The organism is Pseudomonas sp. NPDC089554 (genome assembly GCF_050280645.1).
In the GTDB taxonomy this organism is placed as follows: Bacteria; Pseudomonadota; Gammaproteobacteria; order Pseudomonadales; family Pseudomonadaceae; genus Aquipseudomonas.
The window spans coordinates 201,347-217,404 of sequence record NZ_JBNNVR010000001.1; the positions used below are offsets into that span (position 1 = coordinate 201,347).

Sequence of the window (16,058 nt, forward strand, 5' to 3'; positions counted from 1 at the left end):
TATCGATAATTCACCCGAACGAAAAAAAGGACGGGGATCAACCCGTCCTTTCTGGTGTTGCTACAAACGCATATCGCTTACGGCATGACCGGCGGCGTGTACTGCAACGTCGTACCCAAGGCCCACAGCAATATCAGCACCAGCGGGATGTGCACGATCAACTGCACGAACGAGAAGCCGATCAGCTCACGCGCCTTGAGCCCCAGCACGCCCAGCAGCGGCAGCATGTAGAACGGGTTGATCAGGTTCGGCAGCGCCTCGGCGGCGTTGTAGATCTGCACCGCCCAGCCCAGGTGGTATTGCAGGTCGTTGGCCACCAGCATCACGTACGGCGCTTCGATGATCCACTTGCCGCCACCGGACGGGATGAAGAAGCCCAGCACCGCCGAGTACACGCCCATCAGCAAGGCATAGGTGTCATGGGTGGCGATCTGGGTGAAGAACACCGAGATATGGTGCGCCAGGGTCTGAGCGTCGGCGCCCTTCACCTGGGTGAGGATGGCCGCGATCGAGCCGTACAGCGGGAACTGGATCAGCACCCCGGTGGTGGTCGGCACCGCGCGGGTCACCGCATCCAGGAAGCTGCGCGGGGTCCAGTGCAGCAAGGCACCGAGCATGATGAACAGCAGGTTGTAGGTGTTCAGGCCAGAGATCGCGGTGATCGCAGGCTTGGTCGCGAACTCCTGGTACAGCCAGCCAGCGGCCAGGGCCACCAGCATCAGGATCAGGATCGGGCTGTGCTCCAGCCACTCGCCCGGGCGGGTGCGCTTGGGTGCAGGCGGTGCGGTGAAGCTTGGGTCGACGCCGCAATCTTCGGCGCTACGGGCGCTGTTCGGGCCAGGCGCGGTGGCGTAGGCGACGATCAGCGAAACGATCATCAGCGCCACCAGCATCACGCCCGACTGCCACAGGAAGATGGTTTCGGTGAATGGGATCACGCCAGTGATAGCCAGGATCGACGGCGGCAGGCTGGCCGGGTTGGCCTGCAACTGCGCAGCGGACGACGACAGGCCCAGGGCCCAGACGGCGCCCAGGCCCAGGTAGGCGGCGGCGCCGGCGGCGCGGTAGTCCATCTTCAGGTCGGTGCGACGCGCCAGGGCACGTACCAGCAAGCCGCCGAACACCAGCGACAGGCCCCAGTTGAGCAGGGAGGCGATCATCGAGATCAGCGCGACCCAGCATACGGCCGAGCGGCCATTCTTGGGCAGCAGTGCCAGGCGGTCGATCAGGCGGGCCGCAGGCGGCGAGCTGGCGACCACGTAGCCGCCGATGACCACGAAGGCCATCTGCATGGTGAAGGGAATCAGGCTCCAATAACCGTCACCGAAGGCCTTGGCCGTATCGGTGGGTTTGGCACCCATCGCCAGGGCACCCACGGTCACGATCATCACCGCCAGGGCGGCGAATACCCAGGAGTCGGGGAACCAGCGTTCAGCCCAGTTCGAGCAACGCAGGGCAAACCGCGCAGAGCGGCTGTCTTGTATTTCAGCGGCCACAGAGTCTTTCCTTTTTTGGTTTTATTGGTGGATGTTGCTTGTTGGTCAGATACGAAAAACCTGTGGAAATGGGCTTGCCCGCGAGCACGCCAGTGCAGTCACTGGCGCCTTCGCGGGCAAGCCCTTTCCCACAGGGTTGTGGGTCCATCCCCTTACCCGAAGGTCATTTCCTTCACGTCGTCCGGCACGATCAGCTTGCCGGCGGTCTTCGCGACGATTTCCTCGATGCTCACACCCGGTGCGGTCTCCCGCAGGATGAACGCACCGTCTTCGATTTCCAGGTACGCAAGGTCGGTCAGCACCTTGCGAATGCAGCCCGCACCGGTCAGCGGCAGGCTGCAACGCGGCAGCAGCTTGGACTCGCCATCCTTGGATGCGTGGGTCATGGTAACGATGATGTTTTCGGCACCGGCCACCAGGTCCATGGCGCCGCCCATGCCCTTGACCAGCTTGCCGGGGATCATCCAGGAGGCGATGTTGCCGTCTACGTCTACCTCGAAGGCGCCCAGCACGGTGAGGTCAACGTGGCCGCCACGGATCATGGCGAACGATTGTGCCGAGTCGAAGATAGACGCACCGCGGCGGGCGGTGACGGTTTGCTTGCCGGCGTTGATCATGTCGGCATCGATGGTTTCCTCGGTAGGAAACTCACCCATGCCAAGCAGGCCGTTTTCCGATTGCAGCATCACGTCCATGTCGGCGGGCACGTAGTTGGCCACCAAGGTGGGGATGCCGATGCCGAGGTTGACGTAGTAGCCGTCCTTCAATTCACGGGCGACGCGTTGTGCCATCTGTTCGCGGGTCAGTGCCATGGTCAGGATCTCTTTGTTGTTCTGTGGAAGGTGCTCAGGCCTTGACGGTGCGCTTTTCGATGCGCTTCTCGAAGGTACCGACGATGACCCGGTCGACGTAGATGCCCGGGGTTTGGATCTCGCTGGGCAGCAGTACGCCCGGTTCGACGATCTCTTCCACTTCGACCACGGTGATCTTGCCGGCGGTGGCGGCCAGCGGGTTGAAGTTCTGCGCGGTGTTGCGGTACACCACGTTGCCGTAGTGGTCGGCCTTCCAGCCCTTGACGATGGCGAAGTCGCCGGTGATGGATTCTTCGAGGATGTACTTGCGCCCGTTGAACTCGCGCACTTCCTTGCCTTCGGCAACCGGGGTGCCGTAGCCGGTGGCGGTGTAGAAGGCCGGAATACCGGCGCCGCCGGCGCGCATCTTCTCGGCCAGGGTGCCTTGCGGTGTCAGTTCCACTTCCAGCTCGCCGCTAAGCAGCTGGCGCTCGAACTCGGCGTTCTCGCCTACGTAGGAGGCGACCATCTTGCGGATCTGGCGGTCTTCGAGCAGTACGCCCAGGCCGAAGCCATCGACGCCGCAGTTGTTCGACACCACGGTCAGGCCCTTGACGCCACGACGCTTGATTTCGGCGATGAGGTTCTCAGGGATGCCACACAGGCCAAAACCACCCGCCAGTACGGTCATGTCGTCGGTCAGGCCGTCGAGGGCCTCTTCATAGGTTGCTACGCGCTTGTCCAGTCCGGCCATGCTGATCCGCCTTTGTAGTTGTTTGAGCGAGTGCTGGCATCTTCACCGCTGGCGACTGATTTGTTAATTTTGTTTTCGTCATCGATTGATAACTTTTACAAAACAACCATCAGGCCTGCCATGAACGTCAAGCAACTGCGCGCCTTCGTCACCGTGGCCAAGTACCAGAGCTTCGCCCAGGCGGGCGAGCACTTGCACATCTCCCAGCCGGCCCTGAGCCTCACCATCAAGGCGCTGGAAGACAACCTCGGCGGCGCCCTGCTTACCCGCACCACCCGCAGCGTCAGCCTGACCGCCGAGGGCGAAGTATTGCTGCCCCTGGCCCGACGCCTGCTGGCCGACTGGGACGATACCGAGGAAATGCTGCGCCAACGTTTCACCCTGCAACTGGGCCGGGTGTCGGTGGCGGCCATGCCGGCCTTTGCCGGCAACCTGCTGCCGCGTTCGCTGAAGGTGTTCCGCCAGCATTACCCGCGGGTCAATGTCACGGTGCACGACGTGATCAACGAGCAGGTCATGGAGCTGGTGCGTCATCGACGTGTCGAACTGGGCATTGGTTTCGAACCGGAAAACCTCGAAAGCCTGCGTTTTCATCCGCTGTCGCTGGACCGTTTCGTCGCGGTGGTGCCCAGCGACTCCCCCCTGGCGCAGCAGCCCGAGGTGCGCTGGAGCGAACTGCTGGCCGAAGACTTCATCGCCTTGCAACGCCCCTCGGCGGTGCGCCTGCTGCTCGAGCAGCACTTGGCAGCCGCGCACGGCAAGCTGTCGGTGGCATTCGAGAGCCACCAGCTGTCGACCATCGGGCGCATGGTCGCCAACGGCCTGGGGGTGAGCGCGGTGCCAGCGCTGTGCATCGAACAGATGCAGGAGCTGGGCGCGCGCTGCGTGGCGCTGGTGGAACCGACCGTGGAGCGGCGTATTGGGGTTATCGCCCTGGCTGACCACAAGCTGTCGACAGCGGCCCAGGCGTTGCTCGAGGTGTTGATGGAAAACCCGCCTGTCTAGCACAGAGCATCGCCATCAAAATGCCCCTACGCTAGGATGGGTTCCAACATTTCGCCCCCACAGGAGCATCAGGGATGATCAGATTCGACCGAGGGCCAACGCCGGATATCTTTGCCTCAGAGCGCTTGGCTGGCTTGCGTGCCCAAGCAGTGGATTTCTACAGCCAGCCCAAGGCCAAGCGTGCGCAGAGTCGCTTCTCCTTCCAGCCTGTCGCTTCGCTACTGCACCCGCCGATCAGGGCATTGTGGGGCGAGCGCGACATGCATAAATGCGCTTATTGCGAGCAATACCTGGATCAGATGGATATCGATGTGTTCCGCCCTCGCCAAGGCGCCATCGACCTGAAGGGCGAAGTGTCCGATGACCATTACTGGTGGTTGGCCTTCGAATGGAGCAACTACCTGCCCTCCTGCGCCGAGTGCAACGCCCTGAAGGGCTCGCGCTTCCCCGTCGAAGGCCCGCGTGCCAAGGTCGGAGCCGAAGCTGAGGCCTTGCGGCAGGAACATAACCTGATCCTCGACCCGTCACAGGATGAAGTCGAGGGCGTGTTCCTTTACCTGGACGATGGCAGGGTCACCAGCCAATCACCACGCGGGCAAGTGACGATCGACATTCTCGGGCTGAACCGAAGCAACCTGGTAAGGGCCCGACAGCACAACGTCCTCAGGCTGCAGGCCTTGCTAGAACCCTCAATGTCGAGCAGTACAGGCCGGCTCCCAGGCAATCTCATCGAACAACTGAGGGGACTGACTGCACCAAAAATGTCGTTCTGCGCATTGAATCGCCAGTTCATCCAGGCGTGGGCGCAAAGCATGGTCGAACGCCAACCTGCCATGCATAAACAGCTGTCGACCTTCCTCGACTTCACCACCGCCCTGGGCGCCAGTAGCCCCTCGGACAACGACCAACTGCTGTCCAGCGCCTCCGAAGAGCTGACCCAACGCACCAAGGAATTCGAGTCGTTCTCGGTAGAACAAGCGCAAGCCCCAGAACAGCTGTATCGCGTGTCGCAGTACATCGAGCGCATCACCCTGGACAACATCCGCACCGTGGAGCACCTAGAGCTGCAACCCAAGCCCAATGCCGAGCTGGTGGGTTCGTGGTTCATGCTGCTGGGCGAAAACGGCAGCGGCAAGAGCACCCTGCTGCAAGCCGTGGCCTGAGCGCTGGTCGGCCAGAGCGGCGTCGACAAGCTGGGCGTGAAGGCCACCGACCTGCTGCGCCACGGGGCCAATACCGGGGAAGTGCGCATCGAGCTGTCCGGCATGTCCGAACCGATCGTCATGAGCCTGGTGCGCCGCTCGAACCGCATCACCATCACCCCGCCCGAGCCCAAGGTCATGGTGCTGGCCTATGGTGCTACGCGACTGATGGGCAAGCTGGATGCCCCGCTCGACTCCATCGCCCAGCGCAGCAAGATCGAAAACCTCTTCGACCCCACGCGCCTGCTCGACAACGGCATGCCCTGGCTCAATGACCTGAAACCCGACGACTTCAACCGCTTCGCCCGCGCGCTGGCCTCGCTGCTGCCCAGAAGCGACGGGGTCACTCTGGCCAGGCGCAACCGTCAGATCATCGTCCAGAGCCCCAGCGGCAATGAAAGCCTGGCGGTGGTCAGCAGTGGCTACCAGGCAGTTCTGGCGTTGGCGCTGGACATCATGAGCGTGATGCGCCACGGCTGGCAGGACATGGCCACCGCCGAGGGCATCGTGCTGATCGACGAGGTCGACGCGCACCTGCATCCACGCTGGCGGATGCGTATCGTGCAGCGCCTGCGCGAGGTCTTTCCGCGTATCCAATTTATCGCCACCAGCCATGAACCCCTGACACTACGTGGCCTGGACAGTAATGAAATCGCCGTGCTCACCCGCCGCCTCGATGGGCAGATCACCGCGTTGACCAGCGACAACACGCAATTACCCTCGCCCCGTCACATGCGGGTCGACCAGTTGCTGGCCTCGGACTACTTCGGCATGCACTCAACCGATGACATGGACTCCGAGCTGCTGTTCGAGCAGTACTACCAGTTGCTGGCCATCAAGGAACGTACTGCCGAACAGGAAAGTGAGCTCAATCGGCTGCGCGACGAATTGCAGGCTGACCGCCGGATGGGCCTGACACCCCGTGAGCGCCTGGTGTTCGAGGCGGCCGACCAGTTCATCGCGCAACGCATGGCTACCAGCCAGGCGCTCGCCCCGCAGGTCAGCCAGGGCGCCATCAACGAGCTCCAGGCGCTGTGGAGCGAGCTCAGCAGCGTGTCGAACGACGGGCAGGAGGATCAAGCATGATCCACGTCCCACGCGGCCCTGCGCCAGCCAGCCTATCGGGCACGACGTCAGCGGGTCACAAGGAAACCGAGGCAGCCATCGACAAGGTAGTGAAGGCTCCCAATCGAATTCCTGTGCCCCCATACAACTACAAGGCCTACAAAGGGGCTGATGTCGTTGACGCCCTGCGCACCTTGTTCCACAAGAAATGTGCCTATTGCGAATTCAACTACGCCGCTGGCGGCCCTGAAGATGTCGAACACTTCCGCCCCAAGGGTGCCGTGGTCATTGATGAGAAAATGGTCAAGCCAGGCTATTACTGGCTGGCGGCGGACTGGGACAACCTGCTGCCCTCGTGCATGGACTGCAACCGCAAGCGCACCAAGGTATTCGACGACAAGAGCGTAGGGATGTCGGGCAAGGCAAACCTCTTTCCGGTGGATGATGAAGCAATGCGCTGGCGCGACCATGCCCAGCCCAATACCGAACAGGCCCTGCTGCTCGACCCTTGCGTGGATCAACCACTGGAGCACTTGGAGTTCCTGCCGCAAGGTGGCGTGCGGGCGCTCAGCAGCAAGGGTGATGCCTCGATCAAGGTCTATGGCTTGCTGCGTGAGGACTTGGTGATCGCGCGTGCACTCAAGGAAACCCGCGTCAAGGCGGCTATCGAGAGCGCGCTGGAGCTGACCGAACTGATGCAGTTGGAAAGCGATCCTAAGCTCAAGACCAGGCTTCGCGCCTTGGCCGCCAAGCAACTGGCGGAGGCCAAGAGCCACCTGGAGCCCCGCGAGCCCTACCTGGCCGTGGCCCGGATTGTCTTCAACAGCTACGGATTGAAACCATGACGACATCGACCCCCTTCAGCGCAGACCCACGCGTGTCCACCATCGGCCAAGGCACCTGGTACATGGGCGAAGACCCGGCCCAACGTGCCGCCGAAGTCGCCGCGCTGCAACATGGCATCGAACTGGGCATGACCCTGGTCGACACCGCCGAGATGTATGCAGAAGGCGGCGCCGAGGAAGTGGTGGGCCAGGCCATCGCCGGGCGCCGCGACCAGGTGTTCCTGGTCAGCAAGGTCTACCCGCACAACGCCAGCCAGCGCGGCGTGCCGACCGCCTGTGAGCGTAGCCTCAAGCGCCTGGACACTGACTGCATCGACCTGTACCTGCTGCACTGGCGCGGCCAGTACCCGCTGGAAGAAACCGTCGAGGCCTTCGAGCGCCTGCGTGAACAAGGCAAGATCCGCCACTGGGGCGTTTCCAACTTCGACCTGGCCGACCTACATGAGCTGGACAATACCAACTGCGCCACCAACCAGGTGCTGTACAACCCGGCCGAGCGCGGCATCGAGTTCGACCTGCTGCCCTGGAGCCAGGCCCAGGGCCTGGCGACCATGGCCTACTGCCCGCTGGCCCAGGCCGGGCGCCTGCTGCGCCACCCGGTGCTGGCGCAGGTTGCCGAGCGCCATGGCGTGACAGCGGCACAGGTATGCCTGGCCTGGGTTACCCGCGAGCCGGGGGTGATCGCCATTCCCAAGGCGGTGAACCCGATGCATGTGCGCTTGAATGCGGCGGCGCAAGGCTTGGTATTGGCCGAGCAAGACCTGCTCGCGATCGATGCCGCCTTCCCGGCGCCAACGCGCAAACAGCGGTTGGCGATGGTGTGACTCAATGAAAATCCCGGCTGCGCACATCCAGCCCGCGCAACAGCGGGCTGACATCTTCCAAACGCCGCGCGATCAAATGCCGCACCCCGCTCTCCTGTTCCAGCCGCCCACTCACCTTTAGCAGTTGCGAGCCCACCAGCGTCCGCCGTTGGCGTTCGGCGAGGTCGCGCCAGACCACCACATTGAGCATGCCATGCTCGTCCTCCAGGGTGACGAAGGTCACCCCACTGGCGGTTTGTGGTCGCTGGCGACCGACCACGATACCGGCCACGGCGATGCTGTCGCCATGCTCTACTTGCGCAAGCTCGGCCGAGCTGCGACACCCCAGCGCCCGCAACTTCGCCCGCAGTAGGCTCAGCGGGTGCGGGCCGAGCGTGGTGCCCAGGGTGGCGTAGTCGGCGAACAGGTCCTCGCCCGGCGTCGGCACTGGCAGGCTTACCTGGGGCTGTGGCGCTGCCTCCAGCTGGGCGAACAAGGGTAACGGCTCCTGCACCGCCGCCACCTGCCAGCGCGCCTGGTGTCGGTCGCCCACCAGGGCGTGCAAGGCCCCCGCGTCGGCCAACCGGGCCCGGGCGCGGTTGTCCAGCGCTGCGCGCAGGCACAGGTCCTCGACATCGCGCCAGGGCCTCTGCCCCCGGGCCTGAACCAGGCGTTGTGCCGCGTCCTGGGCAAAGCCGCGCACCTGGCGCAAGCCCAGGCGGATGGCCAACTCACCCTCGTCTGCGGGTTCCAGGGTGCAGTCCCAGTCGCTGTGCGAGACGTCCACCGGACGTACCTCGATGCCCTGGCGGCGAGCCTCCTGCAACAGCTGGTCGGGGCTGTAGAAGCCCATGGGCCAGCTGTTGACCAACGCACAGGTGAAGACTGCCGGTTCATGGCACTTGAGCCAGCTGCTGGCATAGCACAGCAAGGCGAAGCTGGCTGCGTGGGATTCAGGGAAGCCATAGCTGCCGAAGCCCTTGATCTGCTCGAAGATGCGCTCGGCAAATTCCAGGTCATAGCCATTGCGCAGCATGCCGGCGAGCAAGCGTTCACGGTGCGGTTCAAGGCCGCCGTGGCGCTTCCAGGCCGCCATGCTGCGGCGCAGCTGGTCGGCCTCGCCCGGCGTGTAGTCGGCGGCGACCATCGCCAGTTCCATCACCTGCTCCTGGAACAGCGGTACGCCCAGGGTGCGTTTGAACACGGCCTTGAGCTTGTTGCTGGGGTAAGTGACCTTCTCCTGCTTGAGCCGCCGACGCAGGTAGGGGTGCACCATGTCGCCCTGGATCGGCCCCGGCCGCACGATCGCCACTTCGATCACCAGGTCGTAGAACTTGCGCGGCTTTAACCTGGGCAACATGGCCATCTGCGCCCGCGACTCGATCTGGAACACGCCCATGGTTTCGCCACGGCAGATCATGTCGTAAGTGGGTTCGTCGCCAGGAGGAATATTCGCCAGAGTGAGATGGCGTCCCCGGTGCAGGGCAAGTAGATCGAAACAGCGACGCAAGGCACTGAGCATGCCCAAGGCAAGCACATCGATCTTGAGCAGACCGACTATGTCCAGGTCGTCCTTATCCCATTGGATCACCGTGCGCTCGGGCATGCTGGCGTTTTCCACCGGCACCAGCTGGTCCAGCGGCTGTTCGCTGATGACAAAACCTCCCGGGTGCTGCGACAGGTGCCGGGGAAAGCCGATCAGCTCGCCCGCCAGCACCAGGATGCGCCGCAACGACGGGCTCTGCGCCTCGAAGCCTGCCTCGGCCAGGCGTGTCTCGTCGGGAATGCGGTCGCTCCAGCGCCCACAGCACTTGGCCAGGACATCCACCTGGTCGGCCGGCAGCCCCAGCACCCGTGCCACGTCACGCACGGCGCCCGCAGCATGGTAGGTGCTGACCACTGCCGTCAGCGCCGCGCGGTGTCGGCCATAGCGGCGGAACACGTACTGGATCACCTCTTCGCGGCGCTCGTGCTCGAAGTCCACGTCGATGTCCGGCGGTTCGTTGCGCTCGCGGGACAGGAAACGTTCGAACAACAGGTGGTGCAGCGTAGGGTCGAGCTCGGTGATGCCCAGCACGTAGCACACCACCGAGTTGGCCGCCGAACCCCGCCCCTGGCAGAGGATGCCCTGGCGGCGAGCGAAGGCGACGATGTCGTGCACCGTGAGGAAGTAGCTCGGATAGCCCAGCTCCTCGATCAATGCCAGCTCACGCGCCAGGGCTTGCAGTACTTCGCCACTCGCCCCCTGCGGCCAGCGCTCGGGCAACCTGGCCTGGCACAGGTGGCGCAGCCAACTGGCCGGGCTGTGGCCTTCGGGGACCAGCTCACGGGGGTATTGATACTGCAATTCACCCAGGTCGAAGCGGCAACGCTCGGCGATGGCCAGGGTTTCGGCCAGCAGCTCGGCGGGGTACAGCTCGGCCAGTTGTCCACGCGGGCGCAAGTGGCGCTCACCATTGGGGTACAGGTGCTCGCCGGCATCGGCCACGTTGCAATGCTGGCGGATGGCGGTCATGCAGTCCTGCAACGCGCGGCGCCCGCGGCTGTGCATGTGTACGTCGCCACAGGCCACGGCGCGGATGCCCCGTTGTCTGGCCAAGGCGAGCAGGCCTTGCAGGCGCGCCTCGTCGTCGCAGCCCCGGTGCAAGTGCACCGCCAGCCACAGGCGCTCGCCAAACAACGCCTGCAACCACGCGGCATCGGCCGGGTCTTCGGCGACCCACAGTGCCAGCAGGCCCTGGCAATGGGCCTGCAGGTCTTCGGCGAGTAACTGGTAGGTGCCCTTCTCGGCTCGGCGTCGAGCACGGGTAACCAGGGCGCAGAGGCTCTGGTAGCCGACCAGGTTCTCGACCAGCAACACCAGCTTGGGGCCGCCCTGTACCTGTACCTCGCTGCCAACGATCAGCTTCAGCCCATGCGCCTTCGCCGCCTGCCAGGCACGCACGATGCCCGCCAGGGTGCATTCGTCGGTGATCGCCAGGGCCGTGTAGCCTTGCGCCTTGGCCCGGGCGAACAGTTCCTCGGCACTGGACGCCCCGCGCTGAAAGCTGAAGTTCGACAGGCAGTGCAGTTCGGCATAACCGGGCAGGCTCATGCGAACCAGCCTTGCAGCCACAAGGTGCCGGGCCGGGACAGGTCTTCGTAGGCCCAGCCGCGCAAACCCTCGCGGGTTTCGATGCGGTAGTAGTCGCGGCGTACGTCACCGCCATCCCACCAACCCGACTCGATACGCTCGGCCTGCCCCTGATAACGCAGCGCCCTCCACGGCAAGGCCTGGGCCTGGGGCAGCAACCAGCCGGGGCGACTGCCGGGGGCGATGTGCAGGTTAGGCCGGGTGCTTTGCTCCACAGCCAGCGAGGCATGTTCAGGACGGTGGTCGGCGGCCGCGCACAGGCCCTTGACGGCCCCGTCGCCCAGCCGCGCGCGCAGGCGTTCGCGCAACTGCTGCCACGGCTGGGCTTGCTGCGCACGGGGGTCGAACAGCGCCTGGTGCTGCGGCACGAAGGCCGGCAAGTCTTCTGCCAAGAGGCGCAGGTTGCGCACCGGGGCCGGAATGCGCAGTGACTCCAGGCGCCCGCGGGCCAGCTCGAAGAGCATCGCGGGGTCGCGCTCGGCGGCCAGCAGGCCGACCTTGAGCAGTGTGTCTGGCCCTTCGCCGTGCTCCAGGTGCAGCACGAAGCGCTGCACCCCGCAGTCACGGCCAGCAAGAAAGGCAGCCAGGTCGTTGAGCAAGCGGCGCAGGGGAAACAACAGTGCCTGGTGCGACTCGACGTCGAAGTTCAGTTCCAGGCGCGACTCGAAGCGGTCGGGCGGCTGGTAGAACGCCAGGCCCAGGCTGCGCAGGCCCAGCAGTTGATCCAGGTGCAACTGCACCTGTGCAGGAAAGCGCCGGGCCAGGGCCTCGCGGGGCAATGCCAGCACTTCGGCCAGCCGTCGCAGCCCCATGCGGGCGAAGGCCTCGGCGCTCTCGGGGGGCAAGCCGATACGCGTCAGGGGCATGCGCAGCAAGGCGGCGCGGGTCTGTTCGGGGCAGGTGGCGGCCAAGCCGTCATGGGCATTGACCAGCATGCGCGCCGCCACCGGGTTACTGGCCAGGACAATCCGGTGACGTAGGCCAAGGGCCTGCAATTCTTGGCGCAAGCGTGCTTCGAAAGCCGGCCAGGGGCCGAACAGTTGCAGGCTGGAGCCCACTTCCATCAACAAGGCACGCGGGTAATGCAGGCTCACCTGGGCGCTGAAGCGGTAGGCCCAGGCGGCGAGCAATTGCTGTACCTGCTCGATGCGCGCGGGGTCGGCCGCGACACAGCTGAAGCCTTCGGCCAAGGCGTGTGCAGCGGTGAGGCGCTGCCCGGCGCGCAAGCCAAGCGCAGCCGCCGCCGGGTTGACCGCTTGCAGCACCCGTCGCTGGCTCGGCCCGCTGACCAGCACCAGCGGCGAATCGGCGTCGCTGCGCCCGCGCAGCACGGTATCCAGTGCCAGCTGCGGTAGCAGGATACAAGCCCAGTGCATCATTCCCACCCTGGGCAGGCGATGGGGTTGGCCGGGGCCAGCCCGCCCCGGCACTTGAGCACCCGCCATTGCGCCGGGCACGCATCGATGGCGATACGCAAGGCGGCTGGCGACGGGTTGTGCGCGGCCTGTTGCGGGCGGCAGGCGAAGGCCAGGGCCTGACCGGTCTCGGCAGCCACCTGCAAACGACGCAAGGCACGGTCGTCGGCACGTTCAGGCCAGCACAGCACCGCCGCGCAACTGCCTGAACGCAGGCATTGCTCGGCGGCCCACAAGGCCTCGCCAGGCTCGGCCTCGATCTGCACCAACCAGCCCAGGTCGACCCCCGCCGCCTGCCAGGCCGGGGCATAAGGCAAGAAAGGCGGCGCCACCAGCACCACTCGCCCCTGCTGCGCGGTCAGCCGCGCCAGGCTTGGCCACAGCAGGTGCAGCTCACCGCAACCGGGGCCGGCCAGCAATAGCTCGCTGAGCGCTGCCGCAGGCCAGCCGCCCTCTGGCAGCCGTGCATCCAGGGCCTCGTGGCCGGTGGGCTGCAACCCCAGCGGGCGTGCCTGGGCCTGGCGCCCGCGCCATACCCGACGCTGTTCGAGCAGGCCGTCGAGGTCGACCACCGCGCCCATCAGTCACGCCTCAGCAGGCCGCAGAACACGCCTTCGATGAAGAACTCGCGCTCCGGCCCCACGTCGATCGGCGCATAGGCCGGGTTGCGCGGCAACAGGCGGTAGCCGCCAGGGGTGCGTTGCAGGCGCTTGATGGTCACCTCGCCATCGAGGCGGGCGACGACGATCTGCCCGTCATTCGCCTCACCCTGCTGGCGAATACCCACCAGGTCGCCGTCGAAGATGCCGTCGTCGACCATCGAGTCGCCGCGCACCTTGAGCAGGTAGTCGGGGGTGCGGCGAAACAGGCTGGGGTCGAGCAGCAGTTTTTCGTGGATGCCCAGGTCCGGGCCGATCGGCGCACCGGCGGCCACCTGGCCCAGCACGGGCAGGTCGAGGACCTCCGGCCGGCGCAGGGGCTCGGCCAGGCGGATGCCCCGCGCCTGGTTAGGCGTGACGTCGATGAAGCCGCCCTCGCACAGGGCGGTGATGTGCTTGCGCGCCACGCTGCGCGAGGCGAAACCGAAGCGCTCGGCGATATCGGCCAGGCTCGGCGGCTGGCCCTGGTCGATGCGCTCGCGGATGAACGCGAGAATGGCGCGGCGTTTGGGAGTCATGTTTCCCATGGAGTACATTTGTACTCTTTTGCTCGCACCCTGGCCAGTCCCTTTTGTCGTCCATTCAGTCCCTTTTGTCGCCCACCCATTTGAGGAACCGATTCACCTTTTGCTGTTCGAACGGGTGGATTGCCAGGTCGTGGGATGTCATGCCACCCAAAACACTGTTCCACACATAGAACAAACTGTTTCACGAACGACTTTACGTGTCAGACATCACATCTCTTACCATCTGGCCTTTTACCCCCGTTGACCCTTCTTCGCAGCCACGCTTAGCCTTGCGCACGGCCAGAACGGGACAGGTCATGAGGGGTAGATAAGTGAGCGACCCGAGCCGAGCGTCGGTGTTCTTCGACGCTTAAGTGGCAGGGAAAACGCCACACGTTTGTGCTGGTTCCGGGGGTATGGAACCGGCTTGCCTCAGCCCTCATTTCTCATGGACGTGTCATGATCGAACCGCATTGGTTTTCGTTGAGTTCTACCCAGCAATCCGTTTGGCTCGACCAGCTGTTATCCCCCGATACCCCCTCCTACAACATCGGCGTCACCATAGAAGTGCACGGCGAGGTAAACCTCGAGGCCTTCACCCGCGCCGTTCACGCGGTAATCGCCCAGCACGATGCCCTGCGCCTGGTGTTTCGCGAGCACGACGGGCACGCCCAGCAGCGCGTGCTGAGTTCGCTCGAGCCCCCAGTCAGCTACCACGACTGGCGCGCCGAGCCGGATGCCCATGCCCGGGCCCTGGCGACCATCGGCGAACTGAACCGCACGCCCTTCGCCCTGCATGAACAACCGCTGTGGCACATGGAGTGGTTCCAACTCTCTGACACCCATGCACTGTGGAACAGCCGCTACCACCACCTGGTCTGCGACGGCACCTCGGTGAGCCTGGTCGGTAACGCGGTCACGAATGCCTATGACCAGCTGATGCGTGGCGAGCAACCGCAGTGGGATGAGCAACTGGCCCAGGGTTATCGACACTTCACGGCGCAGGACCAGCAATACCTGGTCTCCGAGCGCTACGCCAAGGCACGCGCCTACTGGCTGGAGCAGTTCCCGACGCTACCTGACCCCTTGTTGCAACCGCTCGATACCCCCGTGCAACTACAGGTCGCCAGCAACGCCCACCTGCCCAGCGCCCAGGCCACCTGGACACTGGGAAGACGACGCCTGGAGGCGCTGACGCACCTGGCCCGCGCCCAGGGCGCGAGCCTGAGCCACTGCCTGAGCGCCCTGTTGGCAGGCTACTTCAGCCGCATGACCGACCAACGCTCGAAGGTGGTCATCGGTCTGCCGGTGCACAACCGCGCCAACGCCTTGCAAAAACGCACGGCAGGCATGTTTTCGTCGGTATTGCCACTGGCCATCGAGGTCGACCCACAGGCCGGCTTCGCCCACAGCGTGCAGCAAGTCGCCAACCAGGTCCCACGCAGCTACCGCCACCAACGCTACCCATTGCAGGCCCTGCACCGCGAGCTACGGACCCAGGCCGGGCACGCCGGCCAGCTGTTCGAAGTGATGCTGTCGGTCGAGCAGTTCGCCGGCGACCTCCAGTTCGGGGCGACCCGGACGGTGTTGCGCACGTGGCACAACGGCTATGAGCGCTACCCCTTGGCGATCTACCTGCGTGACTACGAAGCGCTGATCGAGCCCTTCCTGGAATTCAACTACGACCCACAGCGCTTCACTGCCGAACAGATCTCAGCGCACCTGCGTCGCCTGGAGCGCCTGGCCGATCAGGTACTCGCCGAACCGAACCGGCCGCTACACGCTTGGCCATTGCTGGACGCCGATGAGCAGCATCAGGTTCTCCAGGTGTTCAACGCCACTGCCCGCGAGTACCCCGCTGACCAGCCCCTGCCTGCGCTGTTTGCCGAGCAGGTGCGCCGTCGGCCAAACGCCCTGGCGCTCGTGGAAGGCGAGCACACCCTGAACTACCGCCAGCTCGCCCAGCGTGTCGAGCACTTGGCTCAACACCTGGACGTCCGAGGCATCGGCCCGGGTGACCGGGTGGCCCTGCGCATACCGCGTAGTGCATCGCTGGTGGTGTCGATCCTGGCGATCGTGCAACGCGGTGCTGCCTATGTCCCGGTCGACATGGACGCGCCTGCGGCCCATCTGGCACGCGTACTGGCCGACGCTGGCTGCACCTGGCTGCTGGTCGGCAACACCCGCCCGGCAGTGCCCGACGGTGTGCAGCTCATCGATGTGGAAGCCTTGCCCGCGCAGCAGGACGCCGCGCCAACCCCAGCACAGTCGATCGACGCAGGCGACATCGCCTATGTGATGTACACCTCCGGCTCCACCGGCACCCCCAAGGGCGTGCAAGTGCCGCACCGCGCCATCGTGCGCCTGGTGCGCAACAACGGCTT

General features: G+C 64.9%; 13 protein-coding genes. 6 read left to right on the top strand and 7 right to left on the bottom strand.

The window, feature by feature from the left end:
• Nucleotides 1-77: 77 nt before the first annotated feature.
• The 3 genes from ACQKPE_RS00785 to ACQKPE_RS00795 form a co-directional block, all read right to left on the bottom strand.
• The gene (locus ACQKPE_RS00785) at nt 78-1,496 is read right to left on the bottom strand and encodes a short-chain fatty acid transporter (protein ID WP_427662870.1); all 1,419 of its coding nucleotides are present in this window, start codon (nt 1,494-1,496) and stop codon (nt 78-80) included.
• Between the two features lie 152 nt (nt 1,497-1,648).
• The gene (locus tag ACQKPE_RS00790) at nt 1,649-2,308 is read right to left on the bottom strand and encodes a CoA transferase subunit B (protein WP_427662871.1); all 660 of its coding nucleotides are present in this window, start codon (nt 2,306-2,308) and stop codon (nt 1,649-1,651) included.
• 34 nt (nt 2,309-2,342) lie between these two features.
• A complete protein-coding gene (locus tag ACQKPE_RS00795) occupies nt 2,343-3,041 on the bottom strand; it encodes a CoA transferase subunit A (RefSeq protein ID WP_427662872.1) in 699 nt (232 codons plus the stop codon).
• Nucleotides 3,042-3,161: 120 nt separating this feature from the next.
• On the opposite strand from ACQKPE_RS00795, the gene ACQKPE_RS00800 reads away from it, so the two are divergent.
• The 5 genes from ACQKPE_RS00800 to ACQKPE_RS00820 all read left to right on the top strand — a co-directional run bounded on the left by ACQKPE_RS00800 (nt 3,162) and on the right by ACQKPE_RS00820 (nt 7,982).
• Nucleotides 3,162-4,046, top strand: a complete 885-nt coding sequence (locus tag ACQKPE_RS00800) for a LysR family transcriptional regulator (protein WP_427662873.1) — start codon at nt 3,162-3,164, stop codon at nt 4,044-4,046.
• Between the two features lie 74 nt (nt 4,047-4,120).
• Nucleotides 4,121-5,209 carry a hypothetical protein gene (locus tag ACQKPE_RS00805; RefSeq protein ID WP_427662874.1) on the top strand — a complete coding sequence of 363 codons (1,089 nt, stop codon included), beginning with the start codon at nt 4,121-4,123 and terminating at the stop codon, nt 5,207-5,209.
• A 36-nt stretch (nt 5,210-5,245) separates the two neighbouring features.
• Nucleotides 5,246-6,334: an AAA family ATPase gene (locus ACQKPE_RS00810; protein ID WP_427662875.1), complete on the top strand. Its 1,089-nt coding sequence runs from the start codon at nt 5,246-5,248 to the stop codon at nt 6,332-6,334.
• The gene (locus tag ACQKPE_RS00815; RefSeq protein WP_427662876.1) at nt 6,331-7,158 is read left to right on the top strand and encodes a hypothetical protein; all 828 of its coding nucleotides are present in this window, start codon (nt 6,331-6,333) and stop codon (nt 7,156-7,158) included. The genes ACQKPE_RS00810 and ACQKPE_RS00815 overlap by 4 nt, the downstream gene beginning before the upstream one ends.
• On the top strand, nt 7,155-7,982 hold the full coding sequence (locus ACQKPE_RS00820) for an aldo/keto reductase (protein WP_427662877.1): 828 nt from the start codon (nt 7,155-7,157) through the stop codon (nt 7,980-7,982). The genes ACQKPE_RS00815 and ACQKPE_RS00820 overlap by 4 nt, the downstream gene beginning before the upstream one ends.
• Nucleotide 7,983: 1 nt before the next feature.
• Here ACQKPE_RS00820 and ACQKPE_RS00825 read toward each other — a convergent pair whose 3' ends face one another.
• Genes ACQKPE_RS00825 through lexA form a run of 4 tightly spaced genes read right to left on the bottom strand, consistent with a single transcriptional unit; the run spans nt 7,984 to nt 13,704 of the window.
• Entirely contained in the window at nt 7,984-11,055 is a 3,072-nt protein-coding gene (locus ACQKPE_RS00825) for an error-prone DNA polymerase (protein ID WP_427662878.1), read from the bottom strand.
• Nucleotides 11,052-12,470, bottom strand: coding sequence for a Y-family DNA polymerase (locus tag ACQKPE_RS00830; protein WP_427662879.1), 1,419 nt, complete (start codon nt 12,468-12,470; stop codon nt 11,052-11,054). Before ACQKPE_RS00830 ends, ACQKPE_RS00825 begins: the two co-directional genes overlap by 4 nt.
• A complete protein-coding gene (gene imuA, locus ACQKPE_RS00835) occupies nt 12,470-13,090 on the bottom strand; it encodes a translesion DNA synthesis-associated protein ImuA (protein ID WP_427662880.1) in 621 nt (206 codons plus the stop codon). The genes ACQKPE_RS00830 and imuA overlap by 1 nt, the downstream gene beginning before the upstream one ends.
• Complete coding sequence (gene lexA / locus ACQKPE_RS00840; protein WP_427662881.1) at nt 13,090-13,704, bottom strand: transcriptional repressor LexA; 615 nt, start codon at nt 13,702-13,704, stop codon at nt 13,090-13,092. The genes imuA and lexA overlap by 1 nt, the downstream gene beginning before the upstream one ends.
• Before the next feature lie 429 nt (nt 13,705-14,133).
• On the opposite strand from lexA, the gene ACQKPE_RS00845 reads away from it, so the two are divergent.
• Nucleotides 14,134-16,058 (top strand): condensation domain-containing protein (locus ACQKPE_RS00845; RefSeq protein ID WP_427662882.1); only part of this gene is annotated, 1,925 nt, incomplete at its 3' end.